Annotated in this window: 21 protein-coding genes; 11 read left to right on the top strand and 10 right to left on the bottom strand. The window is 62.3% G+C overall.

All coding sequences use genetic code 11. The features are described 5' to 3' along the window. The first annotated feature begins 39 nt into the window (after positions 1 to 39). The 5 genes from OH491_RS22545 to mdoH all read left to right on the top strand — a co-directional run bounded on the left by OH491_RS22545 (position 40) and on the right by mdoH (position 6,217). Positions 40 to 642: a riboflavin synthase gene (locus OH491_RS22545; protein WP_068768938.1), complete on the top strand. Its 603-nt coding sequence runs from the start codon at positions 40 to 42 to the stop codon at positions 640 to 642. A gap of 25 nt (positions 643 to 667) precedes the next feature. Next, the gene (locus tag OH491_RS22540; protein WP_068768939.1) at positions 668 to 1,603 is read left to right on the top strand and encodes a uracil-DNA glycosylase; all 936 of its coding nucleotides are present in this window, start codon (positions 668 to 670) and stop codon (positions 1,601 to 1,603) included. 114 nt (positions 1,604 to 1,717) lie between these two features. After that, positions 1,718 to 3,283, top strand: a complete 1,566-nt coding sequence (locus OH491_RS22535; protein ID WP_334319052.1) for a glucan biosynthesis protein — start codon at positions 1,718 to 1,720, stop codon at positions 3,281 to 3,283. Then, the gene (locus tag OH491_RS22530) at positions 3,259 to 3,858 is read left to right on the top strand and encodes a hypothetical protein (protein WP_145928576.1); all 600 of its coding nucleotides are present in this window, start codon (positions 3,259 to 3,261) and stop codon (positions 3,856 to 3,858) included. The genes OH491_RS22535 and OH491_RS22530 overlap by 25 nt, the downstream gene beginning before the upstream one ends. 190 nt (positions 3,859 to 4,048) lie before the next feature. Beyond that, positions 4,049 to 6,217, top strand: a complete 2,169-nt coding sequence (mdoH, locus tag OH491_RS22525) for a glucans biosynthesis glucosyltransferase MdoH (RefSeq protein WP_068768942.1) — start codon at positions 4,049 to 4,051, stop codon at positions 6,215 to 6,217. A 100-nt stretch (positions 6,218 to 6,317) separates the two neighbouring features. Here mdoH and OH491_RS22520 read toward each other — a convergent pair whose 3' ends face one another. Beyond that, complete coding sequence (locus OH491_RS22520) at positions 6,318 to 6,977, bottom strand: metallophosphoesterase (protein ID WP_068768943.1); 660 nt, start codon at positions 6,975 to 6,977, stop codon at positions 6,318 to 6,320. A 60-nt stretch (positions 6,978 to 7,037) separates the two neighbouring features. Here OH491_RS22520 and OH491_RS22515 point away from each other — a divergent pair, with 60 nt between their 5' ends. Further along, positions 7,038 to 7,538: a hypothetical protein gene (locus tag OH491_RS22515; RefSeq protein ID WP_334319053.1), complete on the top strand. Its 501-nt coding sequence runs from the start codon at positions 7,038 to 7,040 to the stop codon at positions 7,536 to 7,538. Positions 7,539 to 7,561: 23 nt separating this feature from the next. Here OH491_RS22515 and purE read toward each other — a convergent pair whose 3' ends face one another. Further along, positions 7,562 to 8,074 carry a 5-(carboxyamino)imidazole ribonucleotide mutase gene (gene purE / locus OH491_RS22510; protein ID WP_068768945.1) on the bottom strand — a complete coding sequence of 171 codons (513 nt, stop codon included), beginning with the start codon at positions 8,072 to 8,074 and terminating at the stop codon, positions 7,562 to 7,564. A gap of 178 nt (positions 8,075 to 8,252) precedes the next feature. Here purE and OH491_RS22505 point away from each other — a divergent pair, with 178 nt between their 5' ends. Next, complete coding sequence (locus OH491_RS22505; protein ID WP_068768946.1) at positions 8,253 to 8,954, top strand: nucleoside 2-deoxyribosyltransferase; 702 nt, start codon at positions 8,253 to 8,255, stop codon at positions 8,952 to 8,954. A 57-nt stretch (positions 8,955 to 9,011) separates the two neighbouring features. Here the strand turns inward: OH491_RS22505 and OH491_RS22500 are convergent, their stop codons facing one another. Further along, a complete protein-coding gene (locus tag OH491_RS22500) occupies positions 9,012 to 9,440 on the bottom strand; it encodes a helix-turn-helix domain-containing protein (RefSeq protein WP_068768947.1) in 429 nt (142 codons plus the stop codon). Positions 9,441 to 9,518: 78 nt separating this feature from the next. Here OH491_RS22500 and OH491_RS22495 point away from each other — a divergent pair, with 78 nt between their 5' ends. The 4 genes from OH491_RS22495 to OH491_RS22480 all read left to right on the top strand — a co-directional run bounded on the left by OH491_RS22495 (position 9,519) and on the right by OH491_RS22480 (position 12,014). Next, a complete protein-coding gene (locus OH491_RS22495) occupies positions 9,519 to 9,869 on the top strand; it encodes a hypothetical protein (RefSeq protein WP_068768948.1) in 351 nt (116 codons plus the stop codon). Between the two features lie 77 nt (positions 9,870 to 9,946). Further along, positions 9,947 to 10,150, top strand: a complete 204-nt coding sequence (locus OH491_RS22490; protein WP_145928577.1) for a hypothetical protein — start codon at positions 9,947 to 9,949, stop codon at positions 10,148 to 10,150. Between the two features lie 467 nt (positions 10,151 to 10,617). Next, on the top strand, positions 10,618 to 11,559 hold the full coding sequence (locus OH491_RS22485) for a TerC family protein (protein ID WP_068768950.1): 942 nt from the start codon (positions 10,618 to 10,620) through the stop codon (positions 11,557 to 11,559). Between the two features lie 83 nt (positions 11,560 to 11,642). After that, positions 11,643 to 12,014 (top strand): c-type cytochrome, encoded by a 372-nt coding sequence (locus OH491_RS22480; protein ID WP_334319054.1) that lies wholly within the window; start codon positions 11,643 to 11,645, stop codon positions 12,012 to 12,014. Between the two features lie 81 nt (positions 12,015 to 12,095). Here OH491_RS22480 and OH491_RS22475 read toward each other — a convergent pair whose 3' ends face one another. From OH491_RS22475 to OH491_RS22445, 7 genes are all read right to left on the bottom strand, one after another. Further along, positions 12,096 to 12,959 carry an ABC transporter ATP-binding protein gene (locus tag OH491_RS22475; RefSeq protein ID WP_068768951.1) on the bottom strand — a complete coding sequence of 288 codons (864 nt, stop codon included), beginning with the start codon at positions 12,957 to 12,959 and terminating at the stop codon, positions 12,096 to 12,098. A gap of 290 nt (positions 12,960 to 13,249) precedes the next feature. Further along, on the bottom strand, positions 13,250 to 14,002 hold the full coding sequence (gene urtD / locus OH491_RS22470; protein WP_068768952.1) for an urea ABC transporter ATP-binding protein UrtD: 753 nt from the start codon (positions 14,000 to 14,002) through the stop codon (positions 13,250 to 13,252). Beyond that, positions 13,999 to 15,222, bottom strand: coding sequence for an urea ABC transporter permease subunit UrtC (gene urtC, locus OH491_RS22465; RefSeq protein ID WP_084441851.1), 1,224 nt, complete (start codon positions 15,220 to 15,222; stop codon positions 13,999 to 14,001). Before urtC ends, urtD begins: the two co-directional genes overlap by 4 nt. A 40-nt stretch (positions 15,223 to 15,262) precedes the next feature. Beyond that, positions 15,263 to 15,406, bottom strand: a complete 144-nt coding sequence (locus OH491_RS22460) for a hypothetical protein (RefSeq protein WP_334319055.1) — start codon at positions 15,404 to 15,406, stop codon at positions 15,263 to 15,265. 4 nt (positions 15,407 to 15,410) lie between these two features. After that, positions 15,411 to 17,141 carry an urea ABC transporter permease subunit UrtB gene (gene urtB / locus OH491_RS22455; RefSeq protein WP_145928578.1) on the bottom strand — a complete coding sequence of 577 codons (1,731 nt, stop codon included), beginning with the start codon at positions 17,139 to 17,141 and terminating at the stop codon, positions 15,411 to 15,413. Between the two features lie 440 nt (positions 17,142 to 17,581). Continuing rightward, positions 17,582 to 18,841: a transporter substrate-binding protein gene (locus OH491_RS22450; protein ID WP_068768954.1), complete on the bottom strand. Its 1,260-nt coding sequence runs from the start codon at positions 18,839 to 18,841 to the stop codon at positions 17,582 to 17,584. Positions 18,842 to 19,013: 172 nt separating this feature from the next. Beyond that, positions 19,014 to 20,012 (bottom strand): outer membrane beta-barrel protein, encoded by a 999-nt coding sequence (locus tag OH491_RS22445; protein ID WP_068768955.1) that lies wholly within the window; start codon positions 20,010 to 20,012, stop codon positions 19,014 to 19,016. Positions 20,013 to 20,068: the final 56 nt, after the last annotated feature.

Here is a 20,068-nt window from a genome sequence, read left to right as displayed (position 1 = left end):
TTCTTCGCGTTTCCGAAAATATCTGTTCAATGGACGGCCATGTTTACTGGCATCGTCGAAGAAACCGGAAAAGTCGCGTCGTTCGAAAAAACGGATGCCGCGTGGAAACTGCGCCTCGAGGCCAAGGCCGCCCTCGCCGGCGTGGCGCATGGCGACAGCATCGCGGTCAACGGCTGCTGCCTCACCGTGGTCGCGTTTGACGCGGGGCACGTGGAGTTCGACGTGCTGGAGGAGACGCGCCGCCTCACCAGCTTTTCCGCGCTCAAGCCCGGCTCGGCCGTGAACCTCGAGCGCAGCCTGCGTTTCGACGGCAAGGTCGGCGGCCATTTCGTCACCGGCCACATCGACGGCCTCGGGAAAATCGAGGTGCTCGAACAGCGCGGCCAGGACTTTTATCTGCGCGTGCGCGGCCCCGGCGGCTGCGGACGCCACCTCGTCCACAAGGGCAGCATTGCCATCGACGGCATCTCGCTCACGGTCGCCGAGGTCGAGGGCGACGCCCTCGCCGTGTGGCTCATCCCGACCACGATGTCCGTGACCAACCTCCGCGAAAAACGCGCCGGCGATCCGGTGAACCTTGAGTTCGACCTGCTCGGCAAATACGTCGAGAAACTCCTCGCGGGGCGCGCGCCCGCCGCCTGATTTCTTCCAACGCAAAACCCGCACCATGCGCGCCACGCTCACCGCCCTCGCCGACGAACTCCGCCGCCTCAAGGCCGACGGTGTGACCACCGTGGCCGTGTCCGACGAGAGCATCGCCGCGCTCCGCCGGCTCGTTCGCGCCCGCGCCCCGGCCGCCGCCCCGGCGCCCGCCCGCCCATCTTCCCCTCCCCCGCCCTCCGCCACCGCGCCCGAAACCCGCGTCTATTCCCAGCTCCGCGAACCCGCGAAACGCCCCGCGCCGCCGCCGCCCGAACCCAAGCTCCCCCCGCCGCCCGCCGTCACCCTGCCCGAGGGCGACAAGCAAACCCGCTGGGACGCGCTTCACGCGCTCGTCGTCAACGACCCGGTCTGCCGCGAGCATGTGCGGCCCGGCAAAAAAGTCGTGCTCGGCGTGGGCGGCCTTGACGCCAAAATCTTTTTCTGCGGCGAGGCCCCCGGCCAGGAGGAGGAAATCCAAGGCGAGCCCTTCGTCGGCCCCGCCGGGCAGCTCCTCACCAAGATGATCCAGGGCATGGGGCTCGCGCGCGGCGACGTTTACATCGGCAACATCATGAACTGGCGTCCCGAACTGCCGGTCGCGCCCGGCGGCGTGCAATATGGCAACCGTCCGCCCACCGCCGAGGAAATGGCCTACTGCCTGCCGTATCTTCGCGCGCAACTGGACATCGTGCGCCCCGAGGTCATCGTTGCGCTCGGCTCCACCGCCGCGCAAGGTCTGCTCGGCGCGGGCAGCTTCAAGACGCTCGGAGAAGTACGCGGACGCTGGATGCAGTTTTTCGGCACGCCTGTCATGATCACCTATCATCCCTCGTACATCCTGCGCACGCCGACAAACCGCACCAAGCGCGCCGTCTGGGAGGATTTGCTCAAAGTCATGGAGCACGAAAAAATCGCCATGCCGATTTCGGACCGGCAGCGCAGTTATTTTTTGGGCAAATAAATGCGAAATTTCGCGCAATCATGTGCCATGCCGCGAAATCGGAGGTCAGGCCCACTGAAAATAATACGCAACGATTTGCTGATGACTCCGTCAATCAAACCTCGCGCCCACACCATGCAAAGAATCTCAACATCCGCCGTGCTCGCCGCCGCTTTATTTTGCATCAGCGCCATGCCGGGTTCCGCGCAAACCTCCGCCCGCGCCTCCCGGGGCGCGCCGTTCTCGTTCGAGCTACTCCAGGCCCGGGCGCGCGACCTGGCCGCGGCGCCCTATCAGGTCCGCGCCAGCCGCGTGCCGCCGGTGTTGCAGAACCTCGACTACGACCAGCACCGCGACATCCGCTTCGACCCGGCGCAGTCCTTGTGGCGCGCGGAAAAACTTCCGTTCCAGCTCCAGTTCTTTCACCCCGGCTTCATCCACCGCCACACCGTGCAAATCCACGAGGTCGTGGACGGCTATGAACGCCCGATCCCGTTTGCCCAAAAACTCTTCGACTACGGAAAGAACACCGGGCTCGACGGCACGATCCCATCCGACATGGGTTTCAGCGGGCTGCGCGTCAGCGCGCCGCTCAACACCCGCGACTACTTCGACGAACTCGTCGTGTTCCAGGGCGCGAGCTACTTCCGCGCCCTGCCGCGCGGCGCGCGCTACGGCCTCTCGGCGCGCGGCCTCGCGCTCAACACCGCCGAGCCCGGCGGCGAGGAATTCCCTGTGTTCGAGGAATTCTGGGTCGTGCGGCCCAAACCCGGCGCGCGCGAAATCGTGATCCACGCGCTGCTCGACAGCCCGAGCGCCACGGGCGCGTATCAATTTTCAATTACACCCGGCGACGACACCGTCGCGCGTGTGCGCGCCGCGCTCTTCCTGCGCGCCGGCGCGGAGAAAACCGTGCGGATCCTCGGCGTCGCCCCGCTCACGAGCATGTTCTGGTTTGGCGAAAACTCGGCCGACCGCTTCGAGGACCTGCGGCCCGAGGTGCACGACTCCGACGGCCTCGCGATTCACACCGGCACGGGCGAATGGATCTGGCGCCCGCTCGACAACCCGCGCGCCGTGCGCACCGCCGCGTTCTCCGACCAAAACCCGCGCGGCTTCGGCCTCGCGCAACGCGACCGCGCGTTCTCCAGCTACGAGGACATCGAGGCCGCCTATCACCTGCGCCCCTCCGCGTGGGTCGAGCCCGTCGGCGACTGGGGGAGCGGCGAAGTGCGGCTGGTCGAAATCCCCACCCCCGACGAAACCAACGACAACATCGTCGCCTTCTGGGTGCCCGGACAACTCCCGCCCGCCGGGCGCCCGCTCACGCTCGAATACCGCCTGCACTGGCACACCGGCGCCGCCAGCGGCGCGCGGCCGCCCGACGGGCGCGTCATCGCGACGCGCCAGGGGCACTCGAAAACGCACGAGCCTGACCTCTGGCGCTTCTGGGTCGATTTCGACGGGGACGGGCTCGCCGGGCTGCCCGCCGACGCCAAGGGCATCGAGGCCGTCGTGACCGTCGGCGACGGCGCGAAACTCGTCCACTCGGGCGTCGAGAAAAATCCCTTCAACCGCACCTGGCGCGCCGCGTTTGCCATCAGGCCCGACGGCTCCGGCAAGCCCGTCGAACTCCGCTGCTTCCTCCGCGACACCGGCGCCGCCCTCACCGAAACATGGAGCTACCTTTGGAATCAATAGACCCGCCGCTCGACACCTTCCGCCCGCGCACCGGGGCGATGGACGCCTGGAACGCCGCCTATGTGCGCGTCGAGGACTACCTGCGCGCGCACCGCATCCACAACCGGCTCCACCAGAACCGCGTCATCCGCGCCGTGCTCGAGCGCGCCGCGCGCCGCCACGAGGCCAACCCGGCGCTCGATCCCACCACGCTGGCCGCCGAGGAGACCGAGGCGTGGATGGACGAATGGTTCGGCGCCGTGCTCGGCGAAGCCGGCCTGCCGCACGAGCGCATCGCCACCACCGGCCGCGTCGCGCTGCTCGTCTCGGACGGCGCGGAAAAATGGCCGTATGCCTTTCTGGACACGCGCACCATCCCGCCCGATTTTCGCGACGCCATGCGGCACGGTCACGTCGAGGCCGGCCCCGACATGACCGTGTCGAGCATGGTGCCGCGCCCCATCGACCTCGGCGTCATCACGGAAGCCGCGGGCGACACGCTGGAAACGCTCGAACGCCGTCCCATGCTGCGCATGTTCGCGCTCTGGCTGGTCTTCATCGGCTCGCTCGCCGCCATCTTCTTCATGACGCGCTGATTTTATAAAAAACCATTATTCACAGAAGGAAACGAAGGGGACAAAGAAAACAATTAATAACAAATTCCATCAATTTATTAAATTCTATCTAAAAATCGTTTTATATAAAACTGCACAAACAAAAACGCATTCTTCGTTTCCTCCGTTTCCTTCTGTCCAATAAAAAATCCCGGTTTTTCACCACGCCCACATGCGCATCACGCCCGCAGAATTTCCCGACCGCCAGCGGATGACCCGACGCCGCCGGGTTTTCTTCACGCTCATCTTTCTGCTCACCTGCCTCGGCGCATGGCTGATGGCCGACCTGCTCTGGAACGACGACCAGCGCTTCACCTTCACCGACGGCGCGCTGCTCGCGCTGTTCATCGTGCTGTTTGCGCAGATTTCCACCGGCTTCATCATCGCCATGCTCGGCCTGCTCACGATGGGCCGCCGCCACGGCGACTGCCACGGCGACTCCAGCCGCATCCTCGCCACGCTCGCCCCCGGCGAGGAGCCGCGCCTCGCCGGCACCGCGGTCGTCATGCCCGTGTTCAACGAGGACGTGAGCCGCGTGTTCGAGGGACTGCGCGTCATCTTCCGCTCGGTCGAGGAAACCGGGAAGCTGGAGCATTTCGATTTTTTCATCCTCAGCGACTCGAACCAGCCGAACCAGTGGATCCAGGAGGAGGTCGCCTGGGTCGAGCTCTGCAAGCAGGTGGGCGGCTTCGGGAAAATCTTCTATCGCAAGCGCCGGCAGCAAATAAACAAGAAGGCCGGCAATGTCGCCGACTTCCTCCGCCGCTGGGGCAAGAGCTACCGCTACATGACCGTGCTCGACGCCGACAGCATCATGACCGGCGACGCGCTCGTGAAACTCGTCGCGCTGATGGAAAAGAACCCGACCGCGGGCATCATCCAGACCGCGCCCCGCCTCGTGAACGGCGAAACGCTCTACTCGCGCCTCCAGCAGTTTGCCAACCGCCTCTACAGCCCGCTCTTCCTCGCCGGGTTGAACTACTGGCAGCAGGACACCGGCAACTACTGGGGCCACAACGCCATCATCCGCGTGCAGCCCTTCATCGACCATTGCGCGTTGCCCGAGCTGCCGGGGAGCGAGCCGTTCGGCGGACGCATCCTCAGCCACGATTTTGTCGAGGCCGCGCTCATGCGCAAGGCCGGCTGGTCGGTCTGGCTCGCGGGCGAGATCGAGGGCACCTACGAGGAGGGCCCGCCCACGCTCATCGACAGCGCCAAACGCGACCGCCGCTGGTGCCAGGGCAACATGCAGCATTCCTGGCTGCTCCTCGCCAAGGGCTTCCGCCCGTGCAACCGCCTGCACCTGCTCATGGGCGTGACGGCCTACGTGTCGTCGCCGCTCTGGCTGCTGTTTCTCCTGTTCAGCACCTGGCACGTCCACGAACTCATCACCGGCGGCATGGCCAATTCGCGGGCCATGACCGTGGTGGAACTCTTCGGGCGCACGCTGCGCGTGCCCGACGCCGTGACCCTTTTTGCGCTCACGCTGCTGCTGCTGTTTCTCCCGAAATTCATCAGCCTCTTCCAGGCATTGAAACACGGCGGGCGGGCCGCCCGTTTCGGCGGGCGCGTCCGGCTGTTTGCGAGCACGCTGGTGGAAATCGTCATTTCCGCGCTGCTCGCGCCGGTGAACATGCTTTTCAACAGCAAATTCGTCGCCACCACGCTGCTGGGCCAGGGGGTGTCATGGATCACGCAGCGCCGCGGCGCCGGCGAGGACGACGGCACCGACTGGCGCGAGGCGATTCTCACGCACTATCCGCACATGCTCATCGGCCTCGCGTGGGGCGCGGGCGCGTGGCTGCTGTCCCCGGTCTTTTTCTGGTGGCTGAGCCCCGTGCTCGCGGGCATGGTTTTTTCCATCCCGCTCTCCATCCTGCTCGGCAAGCTCAGCCTCGGGCGCGCCGCCCAAAAAGCCGGCCTGTTCCTCACGCCCGAGGAGACACAGCCTCCGCTTGAGCTCGCGCGCCTGCACTCCAATCTCGAAACCTGCTACAAGCACATGCGCCCGCTGGAAACGCTGCGCGCGGATTACGGGCTGCTGCAGGCCGTGCTCGATCCCTACGTGAACGCCGTGCATGTCTCGATGCTGCGCCAGCGCACGCCCAGCGAGGAATCGCGCGATTATTTCGCCCTGCTGCGCGAACGCCTGCTGCGCGAGGGGCCCGACGCGCTCGAGCCGAAGGAAAAACTCAGCCTGCTGCTCGACGCCGAGTCGATGATCTGGCTGCACCGCGAACTCTGGCGCACCCCCGCCGCCGCGCTGGCCGAATGGTGGCGCCTCGCCGTCCGCCAGTATAACGTCCTCACCGCCGCGCCCATCACGGCCCTGTATCGATAAAACCGATACCGGGGCGCGCCCTGCACGCCACCGCGTCCGCGTGATTCCATTCTCTTTCCCACGCAAAGCCGCAGGGAAATCCCCTCCCCCTTTCTTCTTCCTACGGATAATAGGCCCGTTTGGCCTTCACCTGCACAAACCGGCGCTCGGGCAGGATGTAGGCAGTGAGCGCGCCGCCCAGCACGCAGGCCGTGTCGATGCAGACGGACCATTTGTGCTTGTAGATTTGCGGGCGCGATGTGTGCCCGTAGACCACGAAAGGAGGGCCGTTCCAGAGATCGGCCCAAGCGGGCGCGCCGGGCGCCTCGGCGCGCTTGCGCGGGCGTCCGTCGCGATCGATTACCTGGATGCGCGTGACGATGTCGGCCGGTTGTTTCTGCCAGGGCTGGCCGGGGAGGAAACCGCCGTGGACAAAAACGGTATTCAGCTCGGGGACATAGTGGGTGAGCGGCATCTGCTCGAGATAGGCCCAGTCTTCGGGGCGGAGTTTGTCGAGCGTGTCGTGGTCGGTTTCCTTGAGAAAAGCGAGGTCGGAGGTTTTGCGGAAATTGAGCAGGCGAAGCTCATGGTTGCCGAGAAGCGAGAGCGCCCCGCGCGCCTTGGCGATGTCGATGACCGCGCAACTGTTGGGGCCGCGGTTGACGAGGTCGCCGAGGAAAATCAGCCGGTCGTCCTTGGTGGGGGCGATGCGTTCGAGAAGCTCCGCGAGCTCCTGATGGCAGCCGTGGATGTCTCCGATGGCAATGATGCGTCCGTTCATCAGTGTGTTTCACACGAAATTGGCTGGCGGGCATGGCCGCGACAAGTAAACAAGTTGGGCATGGAACTCTCCCTTCAACCACAGGCCGCCGTTTGTTTTGTCACGCAGCAGCCGTTTGAGGACGGGCTGCGCGTGGCCAGCTATCTCGTGCGGATGCCGGAATCGGGCGAGATCGCGCGGCGCGATTTGCTGGAGCGCGAGCAGGCGAATTACCAGCCGGAAGGGCCGGTCATCTGCCGCTGGGTGCGCGCCTACAAAAAACGCGCGCCGAATGAAAACCCGGAGCGCGAGTTGAAACTCACGGCGGAGTCGCTGTTCCTCACCCTGGCCGATCCCGCGACGGAGCGCACGGAGGACACGACGCGGCTGTTGCAATTCCTCGCGCTCATGCTGGAACGCAAGCGCGTGCTGCGTCCCAAGGGGCGCACGGCGGACGGCGCGAACCAGATTTTCGAGCACGCGAAGTCGAAGGAGCTTTATGAAGTGCCGGTCGGAGAATTGACGCCGGAGTTTTTCGCCGGCGTGCAGGAACAGCTCGGCGTGCTGGTGGGCGGAAAATGAGGCGGGCGCGGCGCGCCCCCCGGTCAACCCTGGTCGAGCTTCGTTTCCAAGACCTTCCTGGTCTGCTCGGCGCGGAAATCCGCCAGCGCCTGCTTCACGCGCGCGTCGCCCAGCGCCAGCATTGACGCCGCGAAGACGGCCGCGTTGACCGCGCCGGCCTTGCCGATGGCAAATGTCGCCACGGGCACGCCGCCCGGCATCTGCACGGTGGAAAGCAGCGAGTCCAGCCCCTTGAGCTGCGGCGACTCCATCGGCACGCCGAGCACGGGCAGCGGCGTGAGCCCGGCGAGCACGCCCGCCAGGTGCGCGGCCATGCCGGCGCCGGCGATGAGGCATTTCAAGCCCCGCGATTCCGCCGACGTGGCGTATTCAAACGCCGCGTGCGGCGTGCGGTGCGCGCTGATCACGCGCGCCTCGTGGGCGATGCCGAAACCGGCGAGCGTTTTCGCGGCGTGCTCCAGCACCGGCCAGTCGGACTGGCTGCCCATGATGATGCCCACGAGCGGCTGTTGCTTGGTGTTGGCGGTATTTGTCATGAGGAAAGAGCCTCATTGGATATGAGGGAAAGGCGCTTTGGCAAATTTTATGAACGCAAACACGCCGGCCGCGGCGCGGCGTGTTACGACCGGGTGAATGTTTCGCAAATTCCGGGTTGAGATTGCCGAAAAATACGCGCTACTTCCCACAACCTTTCATTTCACCCGCTGCCCAAGCATGAAGAAATCCAAGAAAAAGAGCCTCACGGTGTATTTCGCCAGCGAGCTCTTCAGCCTGAAGCACCTCATCGGGAACGCCTATCTCGCCGAGGCGATTTACGAGCACTCCCATGGCCGCTACCTGTGCGTGCTGCCGCAGAACCTGGAGCAGCGCGACAACACCGCCCACTCGATCCGCGACCAGGACATCCGCACGCTGCTCGAATGCGACCTGGGCCTGTTCAACTACGACGGCACCGAGCTCGACTCGGGCACGGTGGTGGAGTTCATGTTTGCGAAGTTCGCCGACATCCCGTCGGTGATCCTCCGCAGCGATTTCCGGCACGGCGGCGACCAGCGCGGCGATCCGTGGAACCTGATGACGAGTTTTTATCCGCGCACCGCGAACGTCATCATCGACAGCCTCGGCCTCTACAAACACTCGATGCGCAGCCACCGCCGCTCGACCCTCAACGAGATCGTGCGGCTGGCCGGCCAGCACAGCTCGGTGGACGCGCAGCTGATGTGCGAACAGATCGCCCGCGCCTGCGTGCGCGCGCTCGACCGCGTGGCCGGGATGGAGCCGCGCATGCCGCGCCACCTCCGCGAAGAGGTGTATAGCTGGCTCGCCCTCATGCCCGGCTTGAAAGGCAACACCAAGGAACTCCGCAAGCATTTCGAGCGCACCCTGAAGCACAAGGTCGAGCGCGATTTGTTGTGAGGCGCCGCCGCGCGCCGGCGCGTCCTCCCGCCTGGCCGCCGGGCCCGTCGAAGGGCGTTATTTGACGCGCCGGCTGCACATCGCGGCCAGATCGAGGACCACCTGGCGCACCTCGTTGTCCCTCCTGGCGCGCGCCAGCAATGCCGTCAGCGCCTCCGACAGGGCCTTGTCCTCGGGCGCCCTCAGCCCGGCCGCTTCCCCGGCACCCGCGGCCTTGGTTCTCTTCTGCGGCCTCCCGGGAAACTCGATCCGCACCCGGCCAAACCACGACGCAGGCGTCTCGTCGTCCAGATAAGCCCTCACCAAGACGCGCTGCTCCTCCTCGCCGAATGCGCGCAGCAATTGCTCGACGACCTCGACCGTCGGCGGGCGGATGGCCAGGCGGTATTGGGTGAAGGTGGTCCGCGGCATCCCCGCCGCGTCGGCGATGTCCTGCTGGCGGCGTCCCCGGGTCAGTTCCTGCAAGGCGGTGGAAATGTGGCTCATTCCGTGTTTCAAAATGAGACATGGCGCAAATGCAATAAATGCTTGCGCCTTGTTTTAAGTCATGCCTTAAAACAAGACATGAATGCCGAACAGCTCTTTTGTGAACTGGAGTTGCGCTGGGTGCGCCTGCTTCGAAAGTCCTGCAATCCAAGATTGCGCCAGTGCGCCGCTTATGCCGCCCGGCGCGAAAGCGAACTCCTCGGCATCCTGGAACGGACATCCTCCACCGCGCTGAGGACCGAAACCCCGCCGCGCCGCAAATCGCATCACGCGAGCCCCGGCGGCGGGACGCCCCAAAAGCTGAACCCACCGGCTGACGGACCTCGCGGGCCGCGCGCCCTCTCCGGCGGTTTCCTGCTCCTGCTCGTCGTGACGCTGTCCGTGCAGGCGGCGCATGCGGCCACGAGCGCGCCCGGCATTTCTCTTTAACCGGATGTCCGCCCGGCTTTTCCGGCGGCAATATCAAGATGCAAATGCGGTATTTAAAAAACGCGGAATCCAATGTCATGCCTCCCATGGTCCGCTATGCTTTTGTCGCGCGTGGGTGCCTGGACGGCGGACTCCGGGTGCAGGTCAGGGGAAAGGTGTGGGCCAGAAAGGGATGGTATTATCAGGCGCGGGCGTCCGCCTACGGCTCCATTTTCAAGGCCATGCCCTCCTTCCAGCCCGGCGACGATGAGGCCATCGCGTTGAAAATGCTTAAATACTAAAAAACAAGGCAAGCCCATGCCCGGCACGATACTACCGCGCTCCGGACAGGGAAGCCAGCCGGGGATGTAACCCAATGGGTTACAGGGTGCAACTCAAAGTGATGTCACCGCCGGAATCTTTCCTCTTTATTCTTTCTCTTTCCTCTTTCTCCCTGCCCGTGCCTGACGAAAGATAAAGATAAAGAGGAAAGAAGAAAGAGGGAGTGACTCAACTTTGAGTTACACCCTGGGTTGCATCGCACCGCCGCGGTTCCCGCCTTTGTTGATGCGGATTGCACAAATCGGGCGCACAACGGGGGGTGCGCCTGCCGGCGGGACTGCGCAATCCCTGCACAACTTTTCCTCCATCAAGTCACCGGCCATCAGCGATTTTTTATAAAAAACGGGATGTCCCGTCCGCATGGGCTTGCACGGCGCGGGCAAGCGCGCGCAAACTCAGGGCTTTTCGCTTCACCATCTTATCTTAAATGCCTGCGACGACTGTTGAATATCCGCTTTGGGCCTGGGCCGGGTTTGTTGTTTTTATCATGCTGATGCTGGCGCTCGATCTGGGTGTGTTCCATCGCAAGTCGCATGTCGTGAAAGTGAAGGAGGCCGTCACGTGGTGCGCCGTATGGTTCACGCTCGCGATGGCGTTCAACGGGTTCGTGCTCTGGCAGCATGGCCCGACCGACGGCGCGCAGTGGTTTGCCAGCTACCTCGTCGAGCTGGGGTTGAGCGTGGACAACGTGTTCGTGTTCATCATCGTGTTCTCGTTTTTCAAGGTCGCGCCCGAGCACCAGCACCGGGTGCTGTTCTGGGGCATCATCGGCGCGGCGCTCATGCGCGCGGTGTTCATCCTCGTGGGCATCGAGCTCATCAACCGCTTCGAATGGGTGCTGATGATTTTCGGCGCGTTCCTCATCTACACCGGGATCAAGCTCGCGCTGCCGAAAAAGGAGCAGGACGTGGATCCGGAGAAAAACATCGCCGTGCGCCTGTTCCGGCGGTTCTTCCCGGTTTCCCCCGGATATGACGGGAGCCGCTTTTTCACCCGCATCGACGGCAGGCCCGTGGCCACGCCGTTGTTTCTGGTGCTGCTCGTCATCGAGACGACCGACGTGATTTTCGCCATCGACTCCATTCCCGCCGTGCTCGGCATCACGAAAAACGGCTTCATCGCCTTTACATCGAACATCTTTGCCATCCTCGGCCTGCGCTCGATGTATTTTGCCCTGAGCGGAGTGATGAACCTGTTCCGGTTCCTCAGCCTCGGGCTGGCGTTCATCCTCGTGTTCATCGGCGCGAAGATGATCGTGGCGGAATGGTATCACGTGGGCATCGGCCTGTCGCTTGGCGTGATCGGCGGCACGCTCGCGCTGGCTGTCGTCGCATCGCTGCTGTTTCCCGAAAAGGAAAAACGTCCGTGAGGCGGCGGGATCGTGCATGCCGGCGGGCGGCTGTTTTTGCTGGGGCGCGCCTGTGCCTGACTCCCGCCATCCGCAACGCCATCGTGTTTTCCGCCTTCCTGCTGGCAGGGCTGCCCTCGGCCGGCGCCGCCGACACACCCAAGGGCAATATATCCCGCGGACGGCGCGCGTTTTTCGCAACCTGCACTAACTGCCACGCCTCAACCGACTCCAACCGCGCCACCGGCCCGTCGCTCCACGGCATCCTCGGTCGCAACGCCGGCACGCGCGCGGGCTACAAGTATTCCGAAGCCATGAAAGATTCCGGACTCGTGTGGACGGAGGCGCTGCTGGACAAATATCTCGCCAAACCCGGCGCGGTTTTTCCCGGCACGCCCATGACAACCGGCATTTTCCACGCCCCGATGCGCGACGATATCATCGCCTACCTGAAGACGTTTGGCGCCAAGGAGTAGTCCGCAGGCGCGGGATTCGCCGCGATTTTGGGATGCATCGCCTCCGCGCTTGCGCGCTTCGGCGATGGGTTTCCCCGTTCTTCAAACTTGCAAATGCTTGCGCACGACCTCGTCGGTCAGCGCCGCGATGGGACCGGAGACAACGACGGCGCCGCGGTCCATCGCATAAAAACGGTCGGCCACATCGCGGCAGAAATCCACATACTGCTCCACCAGCAGGATCGCGAGGCGGCCTTCCTTCTTGAGCGTCTTGATCGCGCTTTGGACTTCCTCGTCGTAGCGGGGCTCGCGGCGGACGGGCTCGTTTTTGAGCCGGCGGAGCGTGTCGCCGATATGGTCGATGATCGACGGCTGGATGCCCTCGGTGGGTTCGTCGAGGATCAGCAGGCGCGGTTCGGTGAGGAGCGCGCGTCCGATGGCGAGTTGCTGCTGCTGCCCCCCGGAAAGCACGCCGCCCTTGCGCGAAAGCATTTCCTTGAGCACGGGAAACAACGAAAACACGCGGTCCAGCGCATCGCGCACGCTGCCGCCGCCGCGACGATGGACGATCAGGCCGATGTGCAGGTTTTCCTCGACCGTGAGGTGCGGAAAAATATCGCGGCCCTGCGGCACGTAGCCGATGCCGGCGCGCGCGCGCGCATCGGGAGAAAGCCGGTCGAACGGCCGTCCGCCGAACATGAGCGACCCGCCGCGCAAGGGCAGCAGGCCGGTGATGACCTTGAGCGTGGTGGTCTTCCCGACGCCGTTGCGCCCCATGAGCGCGACCACCTCGCCGGCTTCGATGTCCAAATCGACGCCGCGCAGGATGCGGGAGCCGCCGATAAACGCCTCCACCTCACGCAATGAGAGCAGCGGAGCTTGGTCGGGAGCGGGAAAAGGTGAGCGGCTGGCGCTTGTCCGGATGGCTGGAGTTTCGAGTATGGGTTCGGCGGTGGCAGGGTTCATGGTTCGCACGAAATCATGAATGATGCAGGTTTCATGCCGAAATTTTCCGGAACCCTATCTCCTTAATCGTTTTAAATCAAATACTTGTTGATACCTAAAAATTCATTTTTGAACAAAAAACCGAGGCAGTGAAGGCGGTGTTCTTATTAGACAGAATAAACAGAATGGGAAAGAATTAACATAATAGAACTCATTAAGTTATAAATTCTGTTTATTCTTTTCCATTCTGTTCATTTTGTCTAAAAATTTCCGAGGCGAGGCGGCGGGGGCAAGGTCCTTGCGTTGCCTGTTCACTTCCCCCGCCCCAGATAAACCTCGCGCACTTTCTCGTTGGCCTGGATGTCGTCAAAACGCCCCTCGCAAAGCACGGTGCCTTGGTGGAGCACGGTGACCTGGCCGTCGCGGGCGATCTGGCGCACGAAGGTCATGTCGTGCTCGACGACGATCAGGCTGTGCCTGCCCGCGAGCGAAAGCAGCAGTTCGCCCGTGCGGTGCGTTTCCTCGTCGGTCATGCCGGCGGCGGGCTCGTCCACCAGCAGCAGGCGCGGCTCGGTGGCCAGCAGCATGCCGATTTCCAGCCATTGCTTTTCGCCGTGCGAGAGCTGGCCGGCTTTCCAGTGGCGCTTGTCGTCGAGGCGGATGAGTTTCAGCAGCTCGTCGATGCGGTCGCGCTGCGTGGAGTCGAGCCGGTGGAACAACGCCGCCCATACCCCGCGCGCGCCCTTGAGCGAAAGCAGCAGGTTGTCCCGCACCGTGTGCTCGGCAAACACGCTCGGGGTCTGGAACTTCCGGCCGATGCCGAGGCGGTTGATCTGCCATTCGTTGAGCTTGGTCAGGTCGGCGTCGCCAAATTCGAGTTTGCCGATGTCGGGCTTGGCGCGGCCGCTGATGAGGTCGAAAAACGTGGATTTGCCCGCGCCGTTCGGGCCGATCACGGTGCGCAGTTCGCCTTCGAAAAGGTAGAAGTGCAGCTTCGAGATGGCGCGGAATCCGTCATAGGTCTTGGACACATCCTCGACGGTGAGAATCGGGTGGCGCTTCATGATTTCGTGCCTCCGGCGTGGTTGGTCTTCGTGGCGATGACCGGCGGTTTTTCCGGCGGCGAAACGGAGGCGGCCTTGCCGGGCGCGCCCCCGCCAGGCGGCGGGGTTTCGAGCGAGAACCTGCGGCGCAGCGCTGCAAAGGCGGGCGATGCCGCGAAGGTTTTCAGGCGGGCCGGCAGGCTCACGATTCCGCCGGGCAGGAAAAGCACCACGAGCACGAAAAGCCCGCCGAGCAGCAACAGCCAGAGATCGGGAATCGCGCGCGTGGCCCAGCTCTTGAGGGCGTTGATGCCGACCGCGCCGATGATCGGCCCGGCCAGCGTGGCGCGGCCGCCCACCGCCACCCATACCACGGCCTCGAGCGACTTGTCGGGCGTCATTTCGGACGGGTTGATGATGCCCACCTGCGGCACGTAGAGCGCCCCGGCGACGGCCGCGATGCACGCGCTCAGCACAAACACGAACAACTTGTAGCTCGCCGCGGAGTAGCCGCTGAACAGCACCCGGTTTTCGCCGTCGCGAATGGCGCGCTGGATCAGGCCGAATTTCGTGCGGCCCAGCGCCCGGCACCCGATGAACACCAGCAGCAGCGCGACCGCGGTGGCGATGTAGAGCCCGCGCTGCGTGGCCGCCGAGCGGATGTCCGCGCCGAGGATGAACTTGAAATCCGTAAAACCGTTGTTGCCGCCCAAGAGCATGTCGTTGCGGAAAAACATGAGTGCCGCGCCGTAGGTCAGGGCCTGGGTGAGGATGGAAAAATACACGCCCTTGATGCGCGAGCGGAACGCCAGGTAGCCGAACACCAGCGCCAGCAGCCCCGGCACGAGAAACACCATCGACAGGGCAAACGGGAAGCTGGAAAACGGCTTCCAAAACCACGGCAGGTCCGTCCAACCGAGAAAGACGAGAAAATCGGGGATCGGCTGCTGGTATTGCCCGAGCGCGCCGATCATCCGCATGAGGTGCATGCCCATCATGTAGCCGCCGAGGCTGAAAAACAACGCCTGCCCGAGGCTGAGCAACCCGGTGTGCCCCCAAAGCAGATCCACCGAGATGGCGAGCATCGCGTAACAAAGATATTTTCCCCAAACATTAAGGGTAAAATTGCTCACCACCCCCGCCGCGTTGAGCAGCGGAAACACGACGATAAGAAAGACTGCGCAGGCCGCGATGACGGCGAGTTCGATCTTGTGGCGGGCGTCTGTTGTAATGGAACTCATTTTATATAAACCGCGAAGGATACGAAGGGCGCGAAGAAGTTTATTTCCACAAATATCCCGGCCCGCCCGCTTTTATATCAATGGGCTGTCTGTTGGTGACCATAATTATTTTACTCATTAATAAAAAGGAGCGACTCAAAATGCCTTCGCGTTCTTCGCGCCCTTCGCGGTTATCAATAATCATAATTTTAATCGTCCAGATTCCGGCTGCGCGTGACGAACAGGCCCGCCGGGCGCCATTGCAGGAACAGTATGATCGCCACCAGCACGAGAATCTTGCCCAGGACGGGGTTGAGCAGAATCTGCTGGAGCGCCTGGTCGGTGATGCCGATGCCGAAGGCGCTGACCACCGTGCCCGCGATGCTGCCGATGCCGCCGACCACCACGGTCATGAAGCAATCGACAATATAACTCTGCCCGAGCGACGGGCCCACGTTTCCGATCTGGCTCAAAAACGCCCCCGCGAGCCCCGCCAGCCCGCTGCCGAGCCCGAAAGTCAGCATGTTGACCCGCTCCGTGCGCACGCCCATGCACGCCGCCATCGGACGGTTTTGCATCACGGCGCGGATCAGCAGGCCGAGCGAGGTGCGGGTGAGGATGAGCCAGGTGCCGATCACGATCAGCGCGGCGAACCCGATCACGAAGATCCGGTTCCATCCGAAAATGATATCGTGGAACGTCCAGTTGCCGCTCAGCCAGGCCGGGCTGCTGACCTGCACATTATTCGCCCCGAAAATCAGCCGGAACAACTGCTGGAGCACGAGCGAGACACCCCAAGTCGCGAGCAGGCTCTCCAGCGGACGTTGATACAGGAAACGAATCACGCCGCGCTCCAGGGCGATGCCCACCAGCGCCGCCGCCAGGAAACTGAGCGGCAGGGCGAATATGAAATAACTCTCCCCCAGCCAGCCGGTGGCATTGATGCCGGGAATCGCAATGGAAAAACCAAACGGCGACAGCGCAAGCCCGCCCGCGAAGACATTCTGCACGATATAAGTCGTGTAAGCGCCGACCGCAATCATCTCCCCGTGCGCCATGTTGATGACGCGCATCAAGCCAAACGTGATCGCCAGTCCGAGCGCGACGACCAGCAGGATGCTGCCAAGGCTCACGCCGCGAAACAGCGTGCCGAAGAAATTCACGGTGGAGCGGTGGCTTTCCACGGCCGCGAGCGCGGCGCTTGCGGCCGTGACGACCCGTGTCTCGCCTTTTTCCTCCGCCTCGCGCAGCGCATTTTTTATAAAATCCGCGCTCGCCAGCGAGTGGATCTCCTTGAGCTGGACGAGCGCGTCCACCCGGGCGTCCTCCGACTGCGACTTCAGGCGGACAAGCGCGAGCGCCTCGCGCAAAGCGGCATGCGCCGTTGCGTCTTTTTCCGCCTCCTGTCGCGCCTCAAGCAGGGGCAGCTTCGTCGCATCCTGCGCGAAACCCACCATTTGTATGGCCCGCACCCGCCGCGCCAGATCGGGTGACGCCAACTCGATGAGGTCCAGCACCCCTTTCATGGTCCGCCTCAACGCGGTGGTGTGCGTGACCGGCGCAAGCCCGGGTGAGGTCGGGGCCAGACGCATGGGCTGCGAAGCCGCGTCCGACAACGGGCTCCCGTCAAGCACGCGCAGCGCCTCGCGCGCGCCGCTCGCGTCCGGCGCGCCGGCAAGCTGTATGGGCGTTTTTTCCCCGTCCTGCGACGTATGGACAAAAAGCTCGTCGGCCCGCCACGCATCGAAAAGCGTCACGATGACATCATCGCCGCGCCCCTCCAGCGACGTGATGAGCTTGCGTTTCTCCGCCTGATTGGTGGCGAGAATGGCCTGCACAATGATTTCCCTCAACGATTTTTCCTCCGCGTCCGCGGCGGCATGGGCGGCCCAAGGGAAAGCCAATATGCCGAGAATGCACCAAACGGCGCATCGTTTCATGACATTGGTCATATTAAGGCGCTTTAAAAAATAGCCGAAGGCGGTAGGGAGGCCTCTCCGAGGCCTCCGTCGGACGTGATGATGTGTTTCGTGTCCCATACCATTTCCCAATGATAATTAGACTTCTGGAGGGCCGAGCTCCTGCGAGGCCGTCATCAGAGAACGTTGCGCATGGCCGCGACGGCCTCGCTCCAGAAAAGGATGTTTTTCATTGGGAAATGGTCTCATGGGTATTTCCATGCGTTGTTGCGGAGGCCTCGGAGAGGCCTCCCTACCTTGAGTCATGCTGTGTTTGATTTTTCAAAGTGTCCAAAATTCTGTCTCTCCGCGAAACGGGGCGGGGCTTTTTTAGAGCACCCGCCCCGCAGGAACCAAACGAACTACAGAACAACACTGGCAAAATCTATACAGGGATCGCTGGTTCGGTCGCGGCGTGGTGATTACTTGAACTTTCCTTTCAGCCACGGCTCGCCATAGACACCGTTGAAGGTTTCGAGAATGGTGAACTGGCCGTCCGCCTTCGTTTCCCCAATATACACATTCTTGGTCAGGTGCATGTTGGGCTGCGTCGTGACCTTTCCTCCGGGACCGTCGAAGGAGACCTTCGATTTCCAGACCGCGCGGACCTTGTCCACGTCAAAGGAACCGGCCTTTTCTACACATTCCTTCCAGAGGTAGACGCCGTCGTAGCTGAGCACCATCGGGGAGCATGTCACCCGTCCGTCCTTTACAATGCCGGGCACGCTGGCCGACGAGAGCCATTTCTGGAAATCGGTCACGAACTTCTTGTTCGCGGGCGTGTTGATAGATTGGAAATACGTCCAGCAGCCGAGTTGGCCGACGAGTTGCGCGGCGGGCAGGCCGCGGAATTCGTCCTCGGAGATGGAGAACGAAACCACGGGGCAATCCTCCGCCGTCAGCCCGGCGGCGGCGTATTCCTTGAAGAAAGGCACGTTGGTGTCGCCGTTGAGCGTGTTGATCACGCAGGCTTTGCCGCTGGCCGCGAATTGTTTGATCTCAGCCACGATTTGCTGGTAATCGGTGTGCCCGAACGGGGTGTATTTGCCGGCCGATATGATCTTTCCCGAATCATCCCTCCGGAAGCCTCCTCCGATATTCCCGAGCGGCACTTTCTTGCTCAGCAAATACTCGAGCAAAACCAGGTTGGTGGTCTGCGGATACACATAATCGGACCCCAGCAGGTAGAATTTCTCATATCCCTGCTCCAGGAGATAATCAACCGCCGGAGTGGCCTGCTGGTTGACGGCCTCGGCCGTGTAACACACGTTCGGGCTTTCCTCCTCGCCCTCGTATTGGACGGGATAAAAGAGCAGGCCGTTGTTCTTTTCAAAAACCGGCAGCACGGATTTGCGGCTCACCGATGTCCAGCAGCCGAAGACCACGGCGACCTTGTCCTGCTCCAGCAACTGCTTCGCCTTCTCGGCAAACAGCGGCCAGTTCGACGCGCCGTCCACGACCACCGGGACGATTTTATATCCCATGATGCCGCCCTTGGCGTTGATTTCATCGAATGCGAAAAGGAGAATGTCGCGCAGCGACGTCTCCGAGATGGCCATGGTTCCGGAAAGGGAATGCAGGACGCCGACCTTGATCGTTTTTTCCTGCGCATGAACCGAACCGGCCATGAGGCCGAGCGCCAGGGCGCCCGCCGCGAGAAGCTGACTTAGTTTTTTGATCATAGTATGCTGAGGATGAGCTTGGTTAAAGGGGCGGGAAACAGAGCCCTGGCCAGACAAGGCAAGGGCTTTCCCCGCCGGGGACTGGTTTGAACGCTGGAGCCGCGTTCGTAATATTAGTGATTTATTTCCCGGCGCCGGAGGATGCCGGTGCCGGGAAATGCATTGGTTTATATTAGAACTTGAAGATGGCCTGCACGCCGACAAAGACATCGTCTTTCACCACGTAGTCCTTGTAGTCATAATATGACACTTCAGCCGTCACGGAAAGATTGTCCGTGATCGTGTAGGCGGGGGCCAGGGTGAACTTTAGGAAGCTGGGATCAGTTTCGATTGGATCCTCATAATCCACATCTTCGCCGCTCACGCGGAAAACGGCGCTGATCTTTGGAGTGATGGCGTATTTTGCGAGCGCCAGCCAGTTGTATCCATCCATATAATCCTTCTGGTCGCTGAAGGTAAATTCCCCGGCGACCAGCCATTTGTCGCTGATTTCATAGCTGGCCCAGAAATTGAATGTCATGATTTCAGGCGAGGTATATCCATCGGTGGGATCGTCATCCTCGGACTGAAAGGCAATGCCTCCGAACAGCGTGAGTTTTTCAACGCCGGTGAAGGAAAAGAAGGCTTCCACGCCAAAATTGTCCTCCACTTCGCCGTCTCCCTTAAGGCCTCCATAGACAGAGTCCAGAAATGCCACACCGGCCGACCAAGCATCATCCGAATAGACAACCTTCACGCCGGAATGATAAGCAGGAATAGGGGCAATTTCGAGGGCACTGCCTCCAAAAAGATCGCCGTTCGCATAGCTTATTTGATACATATTCGGCGCATCAAATGCTTCAAAGCCGAGGAAACTCAGGAATCGCCCGCCGGTGACCACGGCGCCGTTGCCGAAGTCATAATCGACATAGGCATCGAGCACATTGATTTCATCGCCATCATAAAACAGGCTGATATAAGCCTTGGTCGGGGCGTAATTGATGGAGAAGCCCAGTTTCGCCACATCGAGATCATAGTGATCGCTGTCGCCTTTGTCCGTCCACATGTAAGAACCCGCAACGTAACCGTTGGCCGAGAAGTTCTGGTGCAGCGGAATGTCCGCGAAGGCCGGGGCCGAGAGAAGCAGCGCGGAAATCGCAACGCCGCCGAGCTTGAAAACATTTTTAATCATGGTTGTTTCTTATTGCTACGTGTTGTTGGTGCGCCCGCTTCCTTCAGTGGCGAAGG

The organism is Termitidicoccus mucosus (genome assembly GCF_038725785.1).
In the GTDB taxonomy this organism is placed as follows: Bacteria; Verrucomicrobiota; Verrucomicrobiia; order Opitutales; family Opitutaceae; genus Termitidicoccus; species Termitidicoccus mucosus.
Note: the sequence above shows the minus strand (reverse complement) of the source record. Positions and strands in the feature narration are given on the sequence as shown.

Bases quoted from the DNA above. Each gene is read 5' to 3' on its own strand.
- OH491_RS22545 (WP_068768938.1), top strand. From the start codon at position 40: ATGTTTACTGGCATCGTCGAAGAAACCGGAAAAGTCGCGTCGTTCGAA.
- OH491_RS22540 (WP_068768939.1), top strand. From the start codon at position 668: ATGCGCGCCACGCTCACCGCCCTCGCCGACGAACTCCGCCGCCTCAAG.
- OH491_RS22535 (WP_334319052.1), top strand. From the start codon at position 1,718: ATGCAAAGAATCTCAACATCCGCCGTGCTCGCCGCCGCTTTATTTTGC.
- OH491_RS22530 (WP_145928576.1), top strand. From the start codon at position 3,259: ATGGAGCTACCTTTGGAATCAATAGACCCGCCGCTCGACACCTTCCGC.
- mdoH (WP_068768942.1), top strand. From the start codon at position 4,049: ATGCGCATCACGCCCGCAGAATTTCCCGACCGCCAGCGGATGACCCGA.
- OH491_RS22520 (WP_068768943.1), bottom strand. From the start codon at position 6,977: ATGAACGGACGCATCATTGCCATCGGAGACATCCACGGCTGCCATCAG.
- OH491_RS22515 (WP_334319053.1), top strand. From the start codon at position 7,038: ATGGAACTCTCCCTTCAACCACAGGCCGCCGTTTGTTTTGTCACGCAG.
- purE (WP_068768945.1), bottom strand. From the start codon at position 8,074: ATGACAAATACCGCCAACACCAAGCAACAGCCGCTCGTGGGCATCATC.
- OH491_RS22505 (WP_068768946.1), top strand. From the start codon at position 8,253: ATGAAGAAATCCAAGAAAAAGAGCCTCACGGTGTATTTCGCCAGCGAG.
- OH491_RS22500 (WP_068768947.1), bottom strand. From the start codon at position 9,440: ATGAGCCACATTTCCACCGCCTTGCAGGAACTGACCCGGGGACGCCGC.
- OH491_RS22495 (WP_068768948.1), top strand. From the start codon at position 9,519: ATGAATGCCGAACAGCTCTTTTGTGAACTGGAGTTGCGCTGGGTGCGC.
- OH491_RS22490 (WP_145928577.1), top strand. From the start codon at position 9,947: ATGCCTCCCATGGTCCGCTATGCTTTTGTCGCGCGTGGGTGCCTGGAC.
- OH491_RS22485 (WP_068768950.1), top strand. From the start codon at position 10,618: ATGCCTGCGACGACTGTTGAATATCCGCTTTGGGCCTGGGCCGGGTTT.
- OH491_RS22475 (WP_068768951.1), bottom strand. From the start codon at position 12,959: ATGAACCCTGCCACCGCCGAACCCATACTCGAAACTCCAGCCATCCGG.
- urtD (WP_068768952.1), bottom strand. From the start codon at position 14,002: ATGAAGCGCCACCCGATTCTCACCGTCGAGGATGTGTCCAAGACCTAT.
- urtC (WP_084441851.1), bottom strand. From the start codon at position 15,222: ATGAGTTCCATTACAACAGACGCCCGCCACAAGATCGAACTCGCCGTC.
- OH491_RS22460 (WP_334319055.1), bottom strand. From the start codon at position 15,406: ATGATTATTGATAACCGCGAAGGGCGCGAAGAACGCGAAGGCATTTTG.
- urtB (WP_145928578.1), bottom strand. From the start codon at position 17,141: ATGAAACGATGCGCCGTTTGGTGCATTCTCGGCATATTGGCTTTCCCT.
- OH491_RS22450 (WP_068768954.1), bottom strand. From the start codon at position 18,841: ATGATCAAAAAACTAAGTCAGCTTCTCGCGGCGGGCGCCCTGGCGCTC.
- OH491_RS22445 (WP_068768955.1), bottom strand. From the start codon at position 20,012: ATGATTAAAAATGTTTTCAAGCTCGGCGGCGTTGCGATTTCCGCGCTG.